Genomic DNA, 19,911 nt, shown 5'->3' on the forward strand with positions numbered 1-19,911 from the left:
CGCTGCAACATTTAACAGGATTGGAGACCTCATGAAAACCCTGACTTCTGTCAAATTGCTGTCGGCCTTGTGTCTGCTGTTTGCAGGCAATGCCGCATTGGCGCAACAAGCCGGCAGCTGGACGCTGGCTGGCGGCATTAACTACATCAAGCCGAATGTGGACAGCGGCACCTTGTCCGCACCGACCATTCCCGGCGTGAAAAATGCCGTCGGCACGGATACCCAGCCGGTGCTGGCGATTAATTATGCCTTGACCGACAATATCCAGCTGGCCACCTTCATCGGTACGCCGTACAAGCATGATCAGATCGGCGATGGCACGCTGAACGGCGTCGGTAAGCTCGGCTCAGTGGACGCTTTGCCGGCCACGCTGCTGGTGCAATATCATTTCTTTGAAGCGAAAGCAAAATTCCGTCCGTATATCGGTCTCGGGATTACCTATGCCTATCTGAATAATGAAACCGGCTCCAGCACCCTGACCGCACTGGCAGACACCGGCGGCAAGCCGACGACCTTCAAGGCTGACTCCGCATGGGGGCACACCTTCAAGCTCGGCGCGACTTACTCCTTGAATGAAAAATGGTTCGTCGGTTTGTCTTATGCCAAGACATATGTGAAGACCACCTCCCATTTCTCGACCGGCCAGAAGATCTCGATGCGCCTGGACCCCTCCTCGGTGATGGCGACAGTGGGATATCACTTCTGAGGTAAGTCTGTCCCAGTAAAAACCCGGCTGCGCGCCGGGTTTTTTATTTCTTTCATGTAACTCACATATCAGTTTGGCAGGCAAGGATGTGTCGGGCGGCTGCATTATCTGCACAAACCGGTCAAAAAAGTGGGGCGTGAGCTTTGATAGACAGGCGTATATCGGCAAATGCGCTGCTATGGCGCCAGCCTTGGTTTAGATCAGGAATTTAAGCTGGCATGTTTGATGAGGCTTTGCATATGCGTCAGTGCTTTAAGAAGCGACGTTTTTTAATTGAACATAGAAAACGTGTGCGGCTCAGCTTTTGGCGACACCCTGGTTGGCAACAGCACAGCCAACAAACTCGAAGGCATGGACGGCAATGACACGCTGATCGGCGAAGGCGGGGCCGACGTGTACAGCTTCAGCGCGGCATCCGGTCAGGATGTCATCAGTGACTTCAACCGCGCACAAGGCGACAAGATCTGGCTCAAGAGCAATTTGAACAGTTCCGGCATTTGTGAACGCGGCGGATGTCTTAAGCCGCGCCAGCGGCGTCACGAATGCCGTGATTGATCTGGGCGGTGGCGGGCAGTTTGATTGCGAGTGATTTTGTGATTTTCTGATGTAAAAAATCAGCGGTAGTATCTGTTCAAGCCGGTATTATTGATGCCGGCTTTTTCACATGTGAACATTTTTGGTTATTAAATTTATTTAAAAAATAATCATTAGTACATATAGTGTAAATGCGGCATTAAATATTTATTTCTTTTTAGAAATTTTTTTGACATTTTTCAGTTGCGTAGGTTTAATTCTGTGATTTTTATTGTGGACTTGCGATGCGTGCAGTTTGCGCCGCAACATGCAGGCGTCAGCCCTAAACTCTTAAAAGGAAAGTTATGCCAATCTATAACCCCGGCCCCCGTTTTTCCCTGATCAATGGTTTCGGCGCCTGGCAAGACCCGGTCAGCGGTCAGGTGCGTCAGCATGAAGCGCAAACATACCGGGTGGAAGCCGGCACGCCCGTGCCTGCGGCAGCGGATGGGATGGTGGTGGCGGCGGCCTGGAATAAAGAATATGGCAATCACATTGTGCTTGAGCACTATTTGGGCGGGAAAAAGATCTACACCTTGTATGGCAATTTGGATTCGGTTTCGCTCACTGTCGGGACTCAGGTCAGCCTTGGCAGCGCACTTGGTCTGGTGAGCAACAGCGTTGTAAGCGGTGCGCCGCAATTGCAATTCAAAGTGATGAGCGGGGTCAGCTTTAACTATGCCAATCCGGCGCTTGATCCTGCCAGCGTGGCGCTTTTTCCGCCACCTGCGCCAGCAGAGCTTAGCGCCAGCGCACTTCCCGCCGCGCACACGGCTGGCGCCGCTGGCATGTCAAGCGAAGCCGGGGCCATGCAAGTCAGTGTGGAAAACGCCAGCCAGCAAGCATCTTCCGCATTCAATGGCAGCCTGCATCGTTGGGCGGACTTGATTCAAAGCAAAGTCATAGATGGCAAGCAGGTGAAGGATTTCAGTTTGATGGAAAAGGCGATCAGTGCAGATTTGCGCTTTGATCCAAAACAGACTTTGCCTGATCTGATTGCGTTTGCACAGGATATGACAGGAAAGCAAGCATCACCCTGGCCTGCACATGACTTCATCAGTCACGAATTAACCCTTTTGCCATATTTGGGGGCGCATCAATTTCAGACTGCAACTCACTTGGTGCAGTATTTAGCTGAAGATGTCATTCAAGTCAGCGGTAATGAGCAAGCGGATGTCATCATTGGCGGATCTACGGTTAATCGATTGCATGGTATGGGGGGCGATGACTGGCTGTTTGGTTGCCTTGGCAGCGACACATTATTTGGCGATAATGGAAATGATGTATTGGTTGGTGGCACTGGTGACAATGACAACTTATACGGTGGAGGAGGCTCCGATATCTATGTGTTTGGTTACGGCGATGGTTACGACGTTATTGGCGATGGAGAGTCTGATCTGGCCCTGGGGCAAGATTGGGTGCAATTGTCCGCAGGTATTAAGCCAAGCGATTTGATTATCTCACATGTCGTGAATGGTTTGAATATTAACATTCGAGGCACACAAGACAATCTGCTTATTTCGGGCTTCAATACCGGCAATGGCGCATCCGGTGTGCAGGGACTGCGTTTTGCCGATGGCAGTGCGCTCAGCCGTGCAGAATTGCTTGCTATCTCAATACAATCCACTCACTTGAATGACAAACTGCAGGGGTGGAATGGTAGTGAGAAAATTTTTGGCGGCTTGGGCAATGATGTAATTACAGGCGGCGGTGGCAATGACACCTTGGAAGGCGGCCCTGGCTTCGATTTATTGGAAGGAGGAGGCGGTGCGAATGTGTTGATCGGAGGTCCCGGAAATGATGTGTATCGTATTTATAGCGGCCTCGATACAGTGTATTTGGAAAAGGATTGGGGACTGGATGTCGTTGAGCAATACGCGCAGGACTTGGTGTTGAGTATGGGGGCTGGCATCACTGCTGCAGATTTGCGCTTTACCAGGTTGCCCAATAATTATCACCCTGATTTTAGAATATCTACCACGGATGGTCAGAGTCAAATCAGTATTGACCGCGTTTTTCAAAGCTATGACACCAATGAAATCCAGGGCATAAAGCATATCCAATTTGCTGATGGTACTGTCATGACCCGGCAGCAAATTCAAGACCGGATCCAGATGGGAAATGATGACATTAATTACAGAGTAGGAACCGATCAAGCAGATTTGCTGCAAGGGTTTGGCGGTGGCGACGTTTTGAGTGGTGGTGGTGGCAACGATACGCTGGATGGTGGCGCTGGCAAAGATTTTATTTTTGGGGGCGATGGCGCGGATCAATTGCGGGGCGGTCCGGGTAATGATCTGATAGACGGCGGTAATGGTGCGGATGTCTACTTTTTTGGGCGTGGCGATGGACAAGACGATATCCCTTTTCCGTTTTTTTTCGGAGCTAAACGGGAAGACATCTTGCAGTTGGATGCAGGGGTGAGCGGCTCGGATATTATTTTTGAATTCGGTAATGATGACTATAAAGCTGATTTGAAAATAAAAATTGCTGGCTCCACGGATAGTTTTATGCTTACCTCCTTATTTTGGGAGGGCTACTCCAGTATCCGTGGCATTCGTTTTGCAGATGGTGAATTTTGGGATGTTGATAATATTCGTGAACGTTATCTCACTGGTACTGATGGGAGTAATGTACTAAGAGGGACGAATATGAATGATATTTTTCATGCGGGCGGCGGTAATGATAGCTTAACCGGCGAGCGTGGTGACGATACCATGGATGGTGGCTTTGGCAATGATTATCTTGTCGGTGATCTGGGGGCTGATGTCTATCTGTTTGGACGTGGCTACGGGCAAGACACGATTTCAAACTATGATTATTTATCATCTACGCTAAACCCAGATACCTTGCAACTCAAAGATGGAATCACGCCCAATGATGTATTGCTATGGCGTAGTGCAGATGATTTCATGCTGCAAATAAAAGATACTAACGACAATGTCCGCATCAGAAATTTCTTTTCACAAAATGATAGTGGAACCGAAGCGCTTGAGTACATCAGTTTTGCCAATGGGCAAAAGTGGGATTTTGCCGATATATTGGCGCGCACCGTAACAATTCAGAACCAAACCTTGGCAGGAGGCGATGGCAATGATGATATTAAGGGGGGCGTCGGGCATGACTCGCTCACCGGTGGAGCTGGCAAAGATATTTTGACAGGGCTGCAAGGAGATGACTCGATAAAAGGCAATAGCGGCGACGACACCTTGGAAGGAGGTGGAGGAACAGATCAACTTGATGGCGGCGACGGTAATGATGTGTATCGTTTTAAGCTGGGTGATGGGCAGGATGTTATTGTCAATAGTGATACATCGGCCAGTGCCATCGATGTTCTGGAGTTTGGCCCAGGCATCAGTCTGGGCAATCTGCATATGGTTCGTGATAATCTGAATCTTGTACTGAGCGTGAATGATAGCAGCGACCAAGTGATGGTCTCTAAATTTTTCCTTCAAGATGCAGCAGAAGGGAATGCATATCGGATGGACGCAATCCGTTTTGCCGATGGCAGCACCATGACCGCAGAACAAATTAAGCATCATTTGTTGCAGGCCAGTGCGCAAGATGATGTTTTGGTCGGCTATTCCCAAGATGATGTGATGCAAGGTTTAGGCGGGGATGACATCTTGGTTGCATGGGCGGGCAATGACACCTTGGAAGGCGGCGCCGGGAATGATCTGTATTATCCTGGCGCGGGCGAGAATGTGATTTTATTTAATTTAGGCGATGGGCAGGATGCTATCGCCAATCAAAGTCAGGCCGGGCTTGCTTACACAGGGAAAAATACCCTCGTTCTTGGCGCCGGTATTGCACCGGAAGATTTGCGCTTGTCCATGGAAAATGAAAACTTGCGCATCGCAATTAAGGGACACTCCGAAAGCATCGTCGTTTATGAATATATTAATTATGAAGACAAGCAATCGTTGAATTATGGATTATTGGAGTCGATCAAATTCTTTAATGGTCAAAGCTGGGGGCTGAATGATATCTTCCAGGTTTTCAAAACGGGAGGCTCTGGTGGCGATCTGTTGTTTGGAAGGGAGTCAGATGATTTGCTGAGTGGTTTTGATGGCGCAGATACGATTATCGGGTTTAGCGGCAATGACACCCTTAATGGTGGTAGTGATAATGATGAGTTGACAGGCGGTGATGGTAATGATGTGCTGATCGGCGGTTCTGGGAGGGATTTTTTGCATGGTGATGATGGTAATGATACGTTGATAGGTGGCGCGGGGGACGATTGGTTTTATGGTGATGGTGGCGTAGATACTTACCGCTTTGGTCTGGGTTCGGGGTGCGATACTGTAAGGTGGTCATTAAGCAATGGTTTGGATGTGATTGAGCTTGGCGACGGAATTACACCACAAGATGTGCATCTTAGGTTCAATTCGGAGATAATGACGCTGAGTTTTGCTGAAGATGTTTTGTACTGGAACTGGATTTCTGTCAAACAATTACCAGCCATGATACGTTTTGCCGATGGCACAATTTGGGATCAGGCGCTGTTGCAGCAAAAATTTTTCCAGAGCGCCGAAAACGAGGGCACAAGATTGGAAGGTTTAGAGGGGCCGGATTTAATTCTTGGTGGCGGCGGTGCGGATGAAATCTACGGACGCACCGGCAACGATACGCTGGATGGCGGTGTTGACAATGACAACCTGTATGGCCAGGAGGGAGATGATTCGCTGTTTGGTCAGTCTGGCCACGATAACCTTGGCGGCGGCGAAGGTAATGACACGCTGGAAGGCGGCCCCGGTAATGACATGCTGCTCGGATATTTGGGTAATGATGTGTACAAATTTAAACCTGGCTTTGGACAGGATAACATCGACCATGGAATTTTTGACGCTCAAGCACCAGGCGATCAGGATGTCGTGCTGTTTGCAGGCGGAATCCACCCAGGTCAATTGAATCTCATAAAAAGTTTCAATGACTTGATTGTGAAAATTGGGATTGATCAAATAACTATTAGTAAATATTTCTGGTATTCTGGAAATCAGGAATATAACCCTGAGATGCTGCGTTTTGAAAATGGCTTTACGCTCGACCGTGCAGCGGTGTTGACGCGCCTGATCGATAGCAGCAATAAAAATGGTGCAGACATTATTTATGGTACAGCCGCATCTGAAACGCTGGACGCAGGCGGGGGTGAGAACATCATCAATGCCGGCGCCGGCAACGATACATTGAAATCCGGCTTTGGCGATGAAGCCTTGGATGGCGGCGACGGGCAGGATAGCGCAGTATACAGCGGCAAATTCAATGCTTACAGCTTCGATGTTTTTAATGGCGTGATTACGATCAGCAGTGACGCTGATGGTAAAGATTTGCTGCGCAATATCGAAACCTTGCAATTTACCGACCGTAACGTGAGTGTTCCAGATGGCTTGCGCTACATCGCCTCATATGGCGATTTGATGAATGTCTTTAAAACCGATGGTGACGCCGGTTTGAATCATTATCTGAATCGGGGCGCAAACGAGGGCCGCAAAGCCAGCTTTAACCCACAAGTGTATTTGGATAAATACGCCGATGTGCGCGCGTTGGCGGGGACGGATTTGCAAACGGCGACACTGCACTTCATTCAAACCGGCTTTGCCCAGGGACGTACAGACAGCATGAGCAGCGCGGATGCGCTGAATGGTACGGCGGGCAATGACAGTATCCTGTCCTACGGCGGCAATGACACTCTGTATGGCGGCCTGGGCAATGACGTGCTGGAGGGCGGCGACGGTGTGGATATCGCACGTTATGACGGCAAACAAAGCGAGTATTTATACAGCGTGAAAGCCGGCGTCATCAGCGTGGGCGACCTCAATGGCGCGAACGGCAATGAAGGCGTGGACGCGCTACGCAATATCGAAACCCTGCGTTTCTCAGACCGCGACATGAGTGTCACGACTTTGAACGCATTGCGCTATGTGGCTTCGCACGCCGATTTGATCGGCGCCTTTGGCGTGAACACCGATAGCGCCACCGCGCATTACCTGAACAGCTCGGTGAAAGAAAACCGGGGCGTCACGTTTGATGCGCAGGCGTATATCGACAAATACGCCGATGTGCGCGCAGCGGTTGGCGGCGATCTGGAAGCGGCCACGCGTCACTTCATTACCACCGGTTTTGGGCAAGGCCGCAATGACAGCAAACTCAGCGCTGATAATTTGAGTGGAACCACCGGCAATGACAGCGTGCTGTCCTACGGCGGCAATGACACGCTGTGGGGTGGTTTGGGCAATGATGTGCTGGACGGCGGCGACGGGACGGACATCGCGCGTTATGACGGCAAACAGGGCGAATATTTGTACAGCGTGAAAGCCGGCGTCATCAGCATCACCGACAACAACGGCGCGAACGGCAATGAAGGCGTGGACGCGCTGCGCAATATCGAAACCCTGCGTTTCTCAGACCGCGACATGAGTGTCACGACTTTGAACGTCTTGCGCTATGTCGCTTCGCACGCTGACTTGATCGGCGCCTTTGGCGTGAATACCGACAGCGGCATGACACACTTCCTGAACAGCTCGGTCAAAGAAAACCGCGCCGTGGTGTTTGACCCGCAAACCTACATCGACAAATACGCCGATGTGCGCGCAGCGGTGGGCAGCGATCTGGAAGCGGCCACGCGCCATTTCATCAGCACCGGTTTTGGCCAGGGGCGCAATGACAGCAAACTCAGCGCGGACAATTTGAGTGGCACGAGCGGCAACGACAGCGTGCTGTCCTATGGCGGCAATGACACGCTGTGGGGTGGTTTGGGCAATGACGTGCTGGACGGCGGCGACGGCACAGACATTGCGCGCTATGACGGCAAACAGGGCGAATATTTATACAGCGTGAAAGCCGGCGTCATCAGCATCAGCGACAACAACGGCGCCAACGGCAATGAAGGCGTGGACAGCTTGCGCAATATGGAAACCCTGCGCTTTGCTGATCGCGACATGAATGTCACGACTTTGCATGCCTTGCGTTACGTTGCTTCGCACGCCGACTTGATCGGCGCTTTTGGAGTTAATACTGACAATGGCATGGCGCATTACCTGAACAGCTCAGTCAAAGAAAACCGCGCCGTGGTGTTTGACCCGCAAACCTACATCGACAAATACGCCGATGTGCGCGCAGCGGTGGGCAGCGATTTGGAAGCCGCCACGCGCCACTTCATCAGCACCGGCTTTGGCCAGGGCCGCAATGACAGCAAACTCAGCGCCGACAATTTGAGTGGCACGAACGGCAACGACAGCATCATGTCGTATGGCGGCAATGACACCCTGTATGGCGGCCTGGGTAATGACGTGCTGAACGGTGGCGACGGGGCAGATATCGCACGTTATGACGGCAAACAGGGCGAATATTTATACAGCGTGAAAGCCGGCGTCATCAGCATCAGCGACAACAACGGCGCCAACGGCAATGAAGGCGTGGATGCTTTGCGCAATATGGAAACCCTGCGCTTTGCTGATCGCGACATGAGTGTCACGACTTTGAACGTGTTGCGCTATGTGGCCTCGCATGCCGACTTGATCGGCGCCTTTGGCGTAAACACCGACAATGGTATGGCGCATTACCTGAACAGCTCGGTGAAAGAAAACCGCGCCGTGGTGTTTGATCCGCAAACCTATATCGACAAATACGCCGATGTGCGCGCGGCAGTCGGCAGCGATCTGGAAGCGGCTACGCGCCACTTCATCAGCACCGGCTTTGGCCAGGGCCGCAGCGACAATAAATTCAGCGCTGATAATCTCAGCGGCACGAGCGGCAATGACAGCGTGTTGTCGTATGGCGGCAATGACACCTTGTGGGGCGGCCTGGGCAATGACGTGCTGGACGGCGGCGACGGGGTGGATATTGCACGTTACGACGGTAAAAACTCGGAATACATCTTCAACGTCAAAGCCGGCGTCATCAGCATCACCGACAACAACGGCGCGAACGGCAATGAAGGCGTGGACACCCTGCGCAATATCGAAACCCTGCGCTTTGCCGACCGCGATATGAGCGTCACCAGCGTGCAAGGCTTGCGCTACATCGCCTCGCATGCTGACTTGATCGGCGCCTTTGGCGCGAATGCAGATGCCGGCCTCACTCACTACCTGAACAATGCTGTGCGTGAAGGGCGCGGCGTGACATTTGACCCGGATATTTATCTGGCCAAATACGCCGATGTGCGCAGCGCGCATGGCGTGGATCAGGAAGCGGCGACGCGCCACTTCATCAGCACCGGCTTTGGCGCCGGGCGCAACACCAGCCTGGCCGGTAATGACGTGCTGGGCGGCAGCAGCGGGGCCGATGTGTTGGACGGCGGGGCCGGCAATGACAGCCTCAGCGGGGCCGGCGGGGCTGATGTATTCCGCTTCCAGGCCGCTTCAGGTCAGGACGTGGTGACAGACTACAACCGCGCGCAAGGCGACAAGATCTGGTTGAAGAGCAATCTGAACAGTTCCGGCATTTTGACTGCGGCGGATGTGTTAAGCCGTGTCAGCGGCGCGAGCGACGCCGTGGTTGATCTGGGTGGTGGCAACAAAATCACCTTGACCGGGGTGGCTGCGGCTAACTTACAAGCCACAGACTTTGTGATTTTCTGAAGCCGCCATTAACCCTTGGAGCGCCGCTTGCAAGCCAGGCGGCGTTTTTTTGCATGCAAAAACGTGATGCGCGGGAAGCCTGCGCAGCATGAGAAGCGCTATCGCATAATTCAATGCCAATAATCAATAAAAAATATATAAAATTGTTATTCTAGGTGGTGAATTGTTTTGACATTGCTGAGTTGCTCATGTGTAATATCGGGTTGACATGGAAACAGAATCAGGCGTTTGCTCACAAGGTAAATGCATGTTTCCAAATATATTTTTTGCGCTTTCATAGAGGATGGGCATGCCGATATACAACCCAGGGCCACAATTCACTTTGATGAATAAATTTGGTGTGATGCAAAATGTACACACTGGTGAGCAAACCCCGCAACAAGCAGATATTTACAGCGCATCAGCCGGAACCCCGATACCAGCTGCTGCAGACGGGGTGGTGGTGGCCAGTGGTTGGCATAAAGCGTATGGCAACCACATTGTGCTGGAACATAATCTGGGCGGGCAAAAGACATTCACCCTGTATGGCAATCTCGAAAAGGCGGATTTGGCGGTGGGCGTCCAGGTCAAACTGGGCAGCGCCATCGGTTTGGCCGGCAACAGCGGCACCGGCGCCGCGCCGCAACTGCAATTCAAAGTCATGAGCGGCAACGGTTTTGATTACAGCAATGCGGCGCTGAATCCGGCCAATTTCGATCAATTTCCGCTGCGTGAGCAAAGCGATTTGGGCGGGCCTGATTCCCTGCACGCGCGGGTTGCTGTGTCCCCCGGTATGGTGAGTGAACATGCCGCCATCCTGGCTTTGCAGGGCAGCATCAAGCCACAACTGGGCGTCCTGGTGCTGAACCTGAAAGATGCCAATCTGGATGGTATTCAAGTCAATACCATTGATAATGGCGGCGGCATGGCCTTTGATCGCGATGGCGATGGCAATAAAGAGTTTGGCGCATGGTACGGGCCGGAAAATTACTTTCTGGTGCGCGATCTGAACGGCAATGGCCTGATTGATTCCGGGCGCGAAATGTTTGGCGCGCACACGATGTTGGCTAACGGCAAACTGGCTGTGGATGCCTATCAGGCGCTCAGTGATTTGGATGCCAATCAAGATGGGAAGGTCAATGCACATGACCCGGCTTTCCGCGAATTAATATTGTGGAGCGACTACAACCAGGACGGTATCAGCCAAGCCGACGAACAGGCTTCAATTTATAACTTCAATATCAGCAATTTGCTGACTGATAAAAAAACGGTGGACTACCGCCTGCCGAATGGTGAAATGCTCGGCCTGCACGCTCCAGTGTTGGTGGAGACTTGGTGGAGTCCGCAGTATACGCGCATCTCCGCGCAGGCCTATGAAAGCACGATCGACCTGCGGCAGCTGAAGGACAGCTGGGGGCATCGTTTTAATGACAGCATCGAACTCAGCCAGCAAGCGCGTCATTTACCCAATTTGCTGGGTTCCGGTCAGGTGCGTGATTTGAATCAGGCAATCAGTCTGGCCCCGGAACTCGGACAAACCCTGATTTCCTATCTGAAGTCCGGCAGCCGCGCAGCGGAAATGACGCAGCTCGATACTTTGCTGGAAAAGTGGGCCGACACCTCCAGCATGAAGTCGCTGCAAAAACAGGCGCAGGCCTTGGCCGGGCAGGGCGTGACGCTGAGCTACAACCTGGAAGGGTTGAGCACGCAAGAGGCGCAACAGGCGTTTTTGCGCAAGTTGGGCGTGCTGGAGCGCTTCATGGGCTTTACCTATGCCGGCCCGGATGGCGCAATGCGCAGCAGTCCCTTGAGCGCCAACGAAGGCGCGCTGCTGGTGAATTTCAGCGCACAGCAAATTGCCAGCATTGAGCAAGCGTATCAAAGGATGAAGCTGGATATCCATGAGTCCCTTTTGACGCAGGGGCGCTTACATCTTTGGACCGATGCGATTCAGAGCAAAGTGGTGGATGGCAAACTGGTCAATGATTTCAGTTTGATGGAAAAACAGATCAGCGCCGAATTACGTCTGGACCCGAAGCAGACGTTGCCGGATTTGCTGGAATTTGTCAGCAATATGGGCGGCGAGCGCGCCGCCTGGCAAGCCATGAATTTCATGAACCGCGAGCTGTCGGCCCTGCCTGAATGGGATGTGCAGCAATATCAAACCACCACCCATACCGTGCGTTTTGCCAGCACGCAGACGCCGGGGGCAAGCATCAACGCTGTCAATTTGAATGATGCGATGATTGGCGGCAATAATGGTGACACACTGCAAGGCAAAGCTGGCGATAACTGGCTGTTTGGCCGTGGCGGCAATGATACCTTGTACGGTGGCGGCGGGAATGATGTGCTGGCGGGCGGCGCAGGCAATGATTCGCTGAATGGCGGCAAGGGGAATGACACCTATATTTTTGATCGCGGCGATGGTCAGGATACGATCAGCTATAGCACCGTGGAGCAAATGGGCGAAGAAGATTGGGTGCAATTCGGCAAGGGCGTTTTGCAATCCGATGTGCTGGTGAAGCGCGAATATCAAAATTTGCTCATCAGCTTCAAAAACAGCCAGGATAAATTGGTGCTGGATGGATTTTTCCCGTGGAACCCATCGGCCAGAATCATGGGGCTGCGCTTTGCCGATGGCTCGCAGCTGAGCGCGGCTGAACTCGATCAGCTGGTGTTGCGCGGCACAGGGGAGGGCGAGCGCATCTACGGTTACGATGGCGATGAACGGATCGACGCGCTGGATGGCAATGACACCGTCGAAGGACAGGGCGGTAAAGATTGGCTTTCGGGTGGCAATGGCTACGATGTGCTGAATGGCGGCGCCGATAATGACACCTTGGAAGGCGGCAGCGGCAATGATTTGCTGAGCGGCGGCGAAGGTAATGATTTCATGGCTGGCGGCGCGGGCAATGACACTTATTCAGCCGACTCAGGCAACGACACCGTGTACCTGGAGGCGGATTGGGGCGTAGATCAAATTGATCCGTCTTCCAGCAATTTGGTGCTCAGAATGGGGCCGGGAATCAGTGCCGCCGATTTAAGCTTCGCACGCACCCTGTCCAATTATTTTTACGATAATAATGCTTTGCTCATCGCCAGTTCAAATGGCGCAAATCAAATCCGCATCAACAATTTCTTTTCCTATCAGCAACAGCTTCCGGTTAATCTGAGTCGCATTATTTTCAGCGACGGGACGGAGCTGACGGGTGAACAAGTCCGTCAACTGACCTTGCACGGGAATGCGCTGGACAATGTTCTATACGGAACGGATGCCGCTGAGCTGATGGCCGGTTTGGAGGGGAATGATGAATTGCATGGCGCGGCGGGCGCGGATACCTTGGAAGGCAGCGTCGGCAACGACACGCTGGAAGGCGGCGCCGGGGCCGATCTTGTGCTGGGCGGTGAAGATAATGACGTATTGCGCGGGGAGGATGGCGATGACGTTTTACAAGCGGGCAAGGGCAATGATTCCCTGTATGGCGACGCAGGTGCAGACACCTTATCGGGCGGCGCCGGGAATGATCTCATCAGCGGCGGCGGCGGTGCAGATGTGTACCTGTTTGGGCGGGGGGACGGGCAGGACACTATCCTCTGGAATGGTTCCAGCACTGAAATGCGGGAAGGCGTTTTACAGTTTGGCGCAGGCATCAGCAGCACTGAACTGGACTTCTCGATTTATTACGGCGTTTTAAATGTCAAGATACATGGCACGGAAGACAGCGTGCAGATTTCTGGCGTCAATGCGAATTCATTGGGCGAGCTTAAGGGCTTTCGTTTTGCCGATGGCGAATACCTGGATTGGGCTGGACTGAAACAACGCATGCTCACCGGGAGCGATGCGAATGACTACATCCACGACTTTGAAACAGATGATGTATTGAGCGGCGGCGCTGGCAACGATAGGCTGTCGGCGGCCTATGGCGCCGACAGCCTGTCGGGTGGTAGCGGCGATGACGTACTGAGCGGTGGCTTTGACAACGATACATTGCACGGCGGCGCCGGCAATGATTCGCTGGTGGGGAATGAAGGTGCAGACCTCTACCTGTTTGAACGGGGCGCTGGGCAGGACAGCATTAACAATGCTGAGTATGAAAGCGCGCTAAGTAACCAGGACACCTTGCAATTCGGCGCCGGCATTTTGCCAACCGATCTGCTGCTGCTGCGTGATCAGAATGACTTGTTGTTGCGTATCAAGGACAGTGGCGATAGCGTCAGAATTTTTTACTATTTCAGTCAAAACGCCAGCAGCAATTATGCCGTGAGGAACATCAAGTTTGCCGACGGACAGATCTGGCAAATTTCCGATGTGGTGTCACGTGCTGTGTCACTTTATAACCAGAATATGTCGGGCAGTACGGGTGCTGATTTTTTACAAGGCGGGTTTGGCAACGACACCTTGAACGCGCTGGACGGCAATGATTTGCTTAAAGGACTGGAAGGCAACGACTCTTTGACCGCCGGGGCTGGCAATGACACCCTGGAAGGCGGACTGGGCAATGACATTTTATTTGGCAACGATGGCAATGATGTGTATCGCTTCAATTTGGGCGATGGCTTCGATCAAATCATTAATGCCGACGGCACAGACAGCACGGATATTCTTGAATTTGGCGCCGGCATCAATGCCGACAATTTAGTGTTGCGCCGTATGGGATCGGATCTTTGGCTGAGTGTGTCAGGTCAAGAAGACCGCCTGGAAATTGTAGGATTTTTCTACCTGGATGCGTCTGCCGCCAACCGGAGCCGCATTGACATGATCCGTTTTGCGGATAACAGCCAATTGAGCGTGGCGCAAATCATCAGCCGCATCTTACAAGCCAGCAATGGCGCCGATGCCATAACCGGCATGGATGCCGGCGAATTGATTGCCGCGCTGGATGGCAATGACACGGTGGACGGCGGCGCGGGCAATGACACATTGCAGGGCGGCGCCGGCGACGATTCCTTGCTGGGTGGGGATGGCAATGACTTGCTGCAGGGAGGCGCCGGCGCTGATATTCTGAACGGTGGCAATGGCAATGACACCATGGAAGGCGGCAGTGGGAATGACACCATTTATCCGATGGAGGGCGAAAATGTCTATAAGTTTGGCCGAGGCGATGGGCAGGATATCGTGGCGCCTGACCCGGATCACTATCCCTACTACAATCAGAACAATATGTTGCAATTGGGGGCGGGCATTGTCCCTGATGATATTGACATCAAAAAAATTGGCAACTCACTGACGCTGGAAATCAAAGGCACGACTGACAGCATTCTGTTTCAGCGTTTTTTTGAACCGAACATCTATTCCGGCCCGCAATACACAGATTTGCTGAAGTCGATTCAGTTCGCCACGGGCGAAGTGTGGAATAGCGCTGAAATTTTTCAGAAACTGCTGATCGGCACTGCCGCGCATGACGACCTGATAAGCCGGGAGTTTGGCGATGTGATGAATGGCTTGGCTGGCGATGATACGCTGCGGGGCTACGGCGGCAACGACAGTCTTGATGGCGGAACCGGCAATGACAACCTGGATGGTGGCCTTGGCAATGACCTGGTGCTCGGCTCCGCAGGGCGCGACAGCCTGCTGGGCAGCGAGGGCGATGACACGCTGTATGGCGGCCCGGGCGATGACACCATGATTGGCGGCGAAGGCGCTGACATCTATAGGTTCGGGCTGGGCGATGGGCGCGATCTGGTGCAGCCTGAGTACGCCAATAATATCGGCGATGTGCTGCAACTCGGCCCCGGCATTTTGCCGCAAGATGTGAGTTTGCAGCTCAATGGCGACGCCCTGGTCGTGAAGCTCAAGGGGAATGAAGCAGATGTATTATCGTGGCGCATGTCAACTGCCAATATTGGCAATCAAGCGCCGACTGAAATCCGGTTTGCCGATGGCGCTGTGTTGAGTCAGGCCGCAATCCTGAAAACAATCCTGCAGGCCGCTGATCCTGGGGTAATGAATCTAAGGACTGGCGACGAATCCGAGCTGATTTTTGCTGGCGCGGGCAATGACACTGTTTATGGCGGCGGCGGCAACGATACCATTCATGGTGGCGAGGATGATGACACCTTATCTGGCGATACCGGGGCTGACTTTTTGCTTGGCGCTGAAGGCAGCGATTTCCTGGCAGGCAATGAAGGGGGTGATACGCTGGAAGGCGGTGCGGGCAACGATGTATTGCACGGCGGCCCAGGTAATGATGTGTTTATCTATACTGCCGGCGATGGCTTGGACACCATTGATCGATATTACTGGCAGTTGCAAGCAGCCGGCGAGCAGGATGTGCTTTTACTCAAAGGCGGCATCCAGCCTGGCCAGCTGAAGTTCGTGCGTGATATCAGCAGCTTGCAGATAATGATGCCGACAGGTCAAGTCACCATTCATGGCTATTTCGACTTTGAAACAAATCAAGGCAGTATGCCTGCGCTCTTGCGCTTTGAGGATGGCTTCACGCTGGATAAAAACGCTGTACTGGCGCGTATGGTCAGTAAAGACAATAAAAATGGCCCGGATATAGTGTATGGAACGGATGGCTCAGATTTTCTGGAAGCCGGCGGCGGAGTCAACACCCTGAATGGCGCTGCAGGCAACGACACCCTGCAATCAGGCTACAACGCTGACGCGATGGATGGCGGGGCCGGGCAGGATGTTGCGCTGTTCAAGGGCAATTACAGCCATTTCAGATTTGAAGTCTTCAACGGCATTGTCACCACCCGCAGCAATCTGGATGGCCAGGACATTTTGCGCAATGTCGAGACCTTGCAATTTGCCGACCGCAGCATCAGTGTGCCGGATGGTCTGCGCTATCTCGCCAGCCATAACGATTTGATGGATGCCTTCAAGACCGACGCGGACGCCGCTTTGCTGCATTATTTAACAACCGGCGCCAAAGAAGGACGCAACGCCAGTTTTGATGCGCAAACCTATGTGGACAAATACGCCGATGTGCGCGCAATCTTTGGGGCCGACTTGCAAGGCGCCACCATGCATTTCATCGCCCAGGGGCGGGGGCTGGGACGCAGCGACAGCAAAACCAGCGCGGATAATCTGCGCGGCACGGATGGCAATGACAGCGTGTTGTCGTTTGGCGGTAATGACAAATTGTGGGGCGGCGCGGGCAATGACGTGCTGGATGGCGGCGAGGGCTTGGATATGGCGCTGTATGACGGTAAGAATACCGATTACCGTTTTAGCGTGAAGTCCGGCGAGATCAGCGTCAGCGACGCCAACAGCGCCAACGGCAATGAGGGCGTGGATACTTTGCGCAATATCGAAATCCTGAGCTTTGCCGAGCGTGATATGTCTGTCACCAATTTGAATGTGTTGCGCTACGTGGCGTCGCATGCCGATTTGATCGGCGCCTTTGGCGTGAATTACGATAACGCGGCTACCCACTACCTGAACAGCGCAGTCAGAGAAAACCGAGGCGTTACGTTCGACCCGCAAGTCTATATCGATAAATATGCTGATGTGCGCGCAGCAGTAGGTGGCGACCTGGAAGCCGCCACGCGCCACTTCATCAGCAGCGGCTTTGGGTTAAGCCGCAGCGACAGCAAACTCAGCGCCGATAATTTGAGCGGCACGAGCGGCAATGACAGCGTGTTGTCGTTTGGTGGCAATGACACCCTGTGGGGCGGCCTGGGCGATGATGTGCTGGACGGCGGCGACGGTGTGGACATCGCACGCTTTGACGGCAAACAGGGCGAATATTTATACAGCGTGAAAGGCGGCGTCATCAGCGTGGGCGACCTCAATGGCGCGAACGGCAATGAAGGCGTGGACAGCTTGCGCAATATGGAAACCCTGCGTTTCGCTGACCGCGACATGAATGTCACCACCCTGAACGCCTTGCGTTACGTCGCGTCGCATGCTGACTTGATCGGCGCGTTTGGCGTGAACACCGATAACGCCACCACGCATTTCCTGAACAGCTCAGTCAAAGAAAACCGCGCCGTCACGTTTGACCCGCAGGTTTATATCGACAAATACGCCGATGTGCGCACTGCAGTCGGTAGCGACCTGGAAGCGGCCACGCGCCACTTCATCAGCACCGGGTTTGGCCAGGGACGCAACGACAGCAAACTCAGCGCTGATAATTTGACAGGCAGCACCGGCAACGACAGCATCTTGTCGTATGGCGGCAATGACACCCTGTATGGCGGCTTGGGCAATGACGTGCTGGACGGCGGCGACGGCGCCGACATTGCACGTTATGACGGCAAACAGGGCGAGTATTTATACAGCGTGAAAGCCGGCGTCATCAGCGTCAGTGACATCAATGGCGCGAACGGCAATGAGGGCGTGGACAGCTTGCGCAATATGGAAACCCTGCGTTTCTCTGACCGCGACATGAATGTCACGACTTTGAACGTGCTGCGCTATGTGGCCTCGCATGCCGACTTGATCGGCGCGTTTGGTGTGAACACCGACAGCGGCATGACACACTTCCTGAACAGCTCGGTCAAAGAAAACCGCGCCGTGGTGTTTGACCCGCAAACCTACATCGACAAATACGCCGATGTGCGTGCAGCGGTGGGCGGCGATCTGGAAGCGGCCACGCGCCATTTCATCAGCACCGGCTTTGGTCAGGGCCGCAATGATAGCAAACTCAGCGCTGACAATTTGAGTGGCACGAGCGGCAACGACAGCGTGCTGTCTTTTGGCGGCAATGACACCCTGTATGGCGGCCTGGGCAATGACGTGCTGGACGGTGGCGACGGCGCAGATATCGCACGTTATGACGGCAAACAGGGCGAATATTTATACAGCGTGAAAGCCGGCGTCATCAGCATCAGCGACAACAACGGCGCCAACGGCAATGAAGGCGTGGACAGCTTGCGCAATATGGAAACCCTGCGCTTTGCTGATCGCGACATGAATGTCACGACTTTGAACGCCTTGCGTTACGTTGCTTCGCACGCCGACTTGATCGGCGCCTTTGGCGTGAATACCGACAGCGGCATGACACACTTCCTGAACAGCTCGGTCAAAGAAAACCGCGCCGTGGTGTTTGATCCGCAAACCTATATCGACAAATACGCCGATGTGCGCGCGGCAGTCGGCAGCGATCTGGAAGCGGCTACGCGCCACTTCATCAGCACCGGCTTTGGCCTGGGCCGTAGCGACAATAAATTCAGCGCCGACAATTTGACAGGCACCACCGGCAACGACAGCGTGCTGTCATTCGGCGGCAATGACACCCTGTATGGCGGTTTGGGTAATGACGTGCTGGACGGCGGCGACGGTGTGGACATCGCACGTTATGACGGTAAAAACTCGGAATACATCTTCAACGTCAAAGCCGGCGTCATCAGCATCACCGACAACAACGGCGCCAACGGCAATGAAGGCGTGGACATCCTGCGCAATATCGAAACCCTGCGCTTTTCTGACCGCGATATGAGTGCCACCAGCGTGCAAGGCTTGCGCTACATCGCCTCGCATGCTGACTTGATCGGCGCCTTTGGCGCGAATGCAGATGCCGGCCTCACGCACTACCTGAACAATGCTGTGCGTGAAGGGCGCGGCGTGACGTTTGATCCGGATATTTATCTGGCCAAATACGCCGATGTGCGCAGCGCACATGGCGTGGATCAGGAAGCGGCGACGCGCCACTTCATCAGCACCGGCTTTGGCGCCGGGCGCAACACCAGCCTGGCCGGCAATGACGTGCTGGGCGGCAGCAGCGGGGCCGATGTGTTGGACGGCGGGGCCGGCAATGACAGCCTCAGCGGCGCCGGCGGGGCCGATGTGTTCCGCTTCCAGGCCGCATCAGGTCAGGACGTGGTGACAGACTACAACCGCGCGCAAGGCGACAAGATCTGGTTGAAGAGCAATCTGAACAGTTCCGGCATTTTGACTGCGGCGGATGTGTTAATCCGTGTCAGCGGCGCGAGCGACGCCGTGGTTGATCTGGGTGGCGGGCATAAGATCACTTTAACCGGGGTGGCGGCGGCGAATCTGCTGGTCTCCGATTTCGTGATCTTCTGACAGCACAGCACTCGGGGTGCGCTCAGGGCCGGCATGCATTTGCCGGCCCTTTTTATTGGCGCTGTCATAACTCCTCTGCCTGCATTAAGGCTGGG

Annotated in this window: 4 protein-coding genes; all 4 read left to right on the top strand. The window is 53.7% G+C overall.

The window, feature by feature from the left end; genetic code table 11:
• The first annotated feature begins 31 nt into the window (after positions 1-31).
• Entirely contained in the window at positions 32-706 is a 675-nt protein-coding gene (locus V8J88_RS01345; protein WP_338847346.1) for an OmpW family outer membrane protein, read from the top strand.
• A gap of 273 nt (positions 707-979) precedes the next feature.
• Positions 980-1,261 carry a hypothetical protein gene (locus V8J88_RS01350; protein ID WP_338847347.1) on the top strand — a complete coding sequence of 94 codons (282 nt, stop codon included), beginning with the start codon at positions 980-982 and terminating at the stop codon, positions 1,259-1,261.
• A 323-nt stretch (positions 1,262-1,584) separates the two neighbouring features.
• The gene (locus V8J88_RS01355; RefSeq protein ID WP_338847348.1) at positions 1,585-9,858 is read left to right on the top strand and encodes a calcium-binding protein; all 8,274 of its coding nucleotides are present in this window, start codon (positions 1,585-1,587) and stop codon (positions 9,856-9,858) included.
• A 343-nt stretch (positions 9,859-10,201) separates the two neighbouring features.
• Positions 10,202-19,816 (top strand): calcium-binding protein, encoded by a 9,615-nt coding sequence (locus V8J88_RS01360; RefSeq protein WP_338847349.1) that lies wholly within the window; start codon positions 10,202-10,204, stop codon positions 19,814-19,816.
• The last annotated feature ends 95 nt before the right edge of the window (positions 19,817-19,911 follow it).

The sequence above is a fragment of the Massilia sp. W12 genome (assembly GCF_037300705.1).
In the GTDB taxonomy this organism is placed as follows: domain Bacteria; phylum Pseudomonadota; class Gammaproteobacteria; order Burkholderiales; family Burkholderiaceae_D; genus JACPVY01.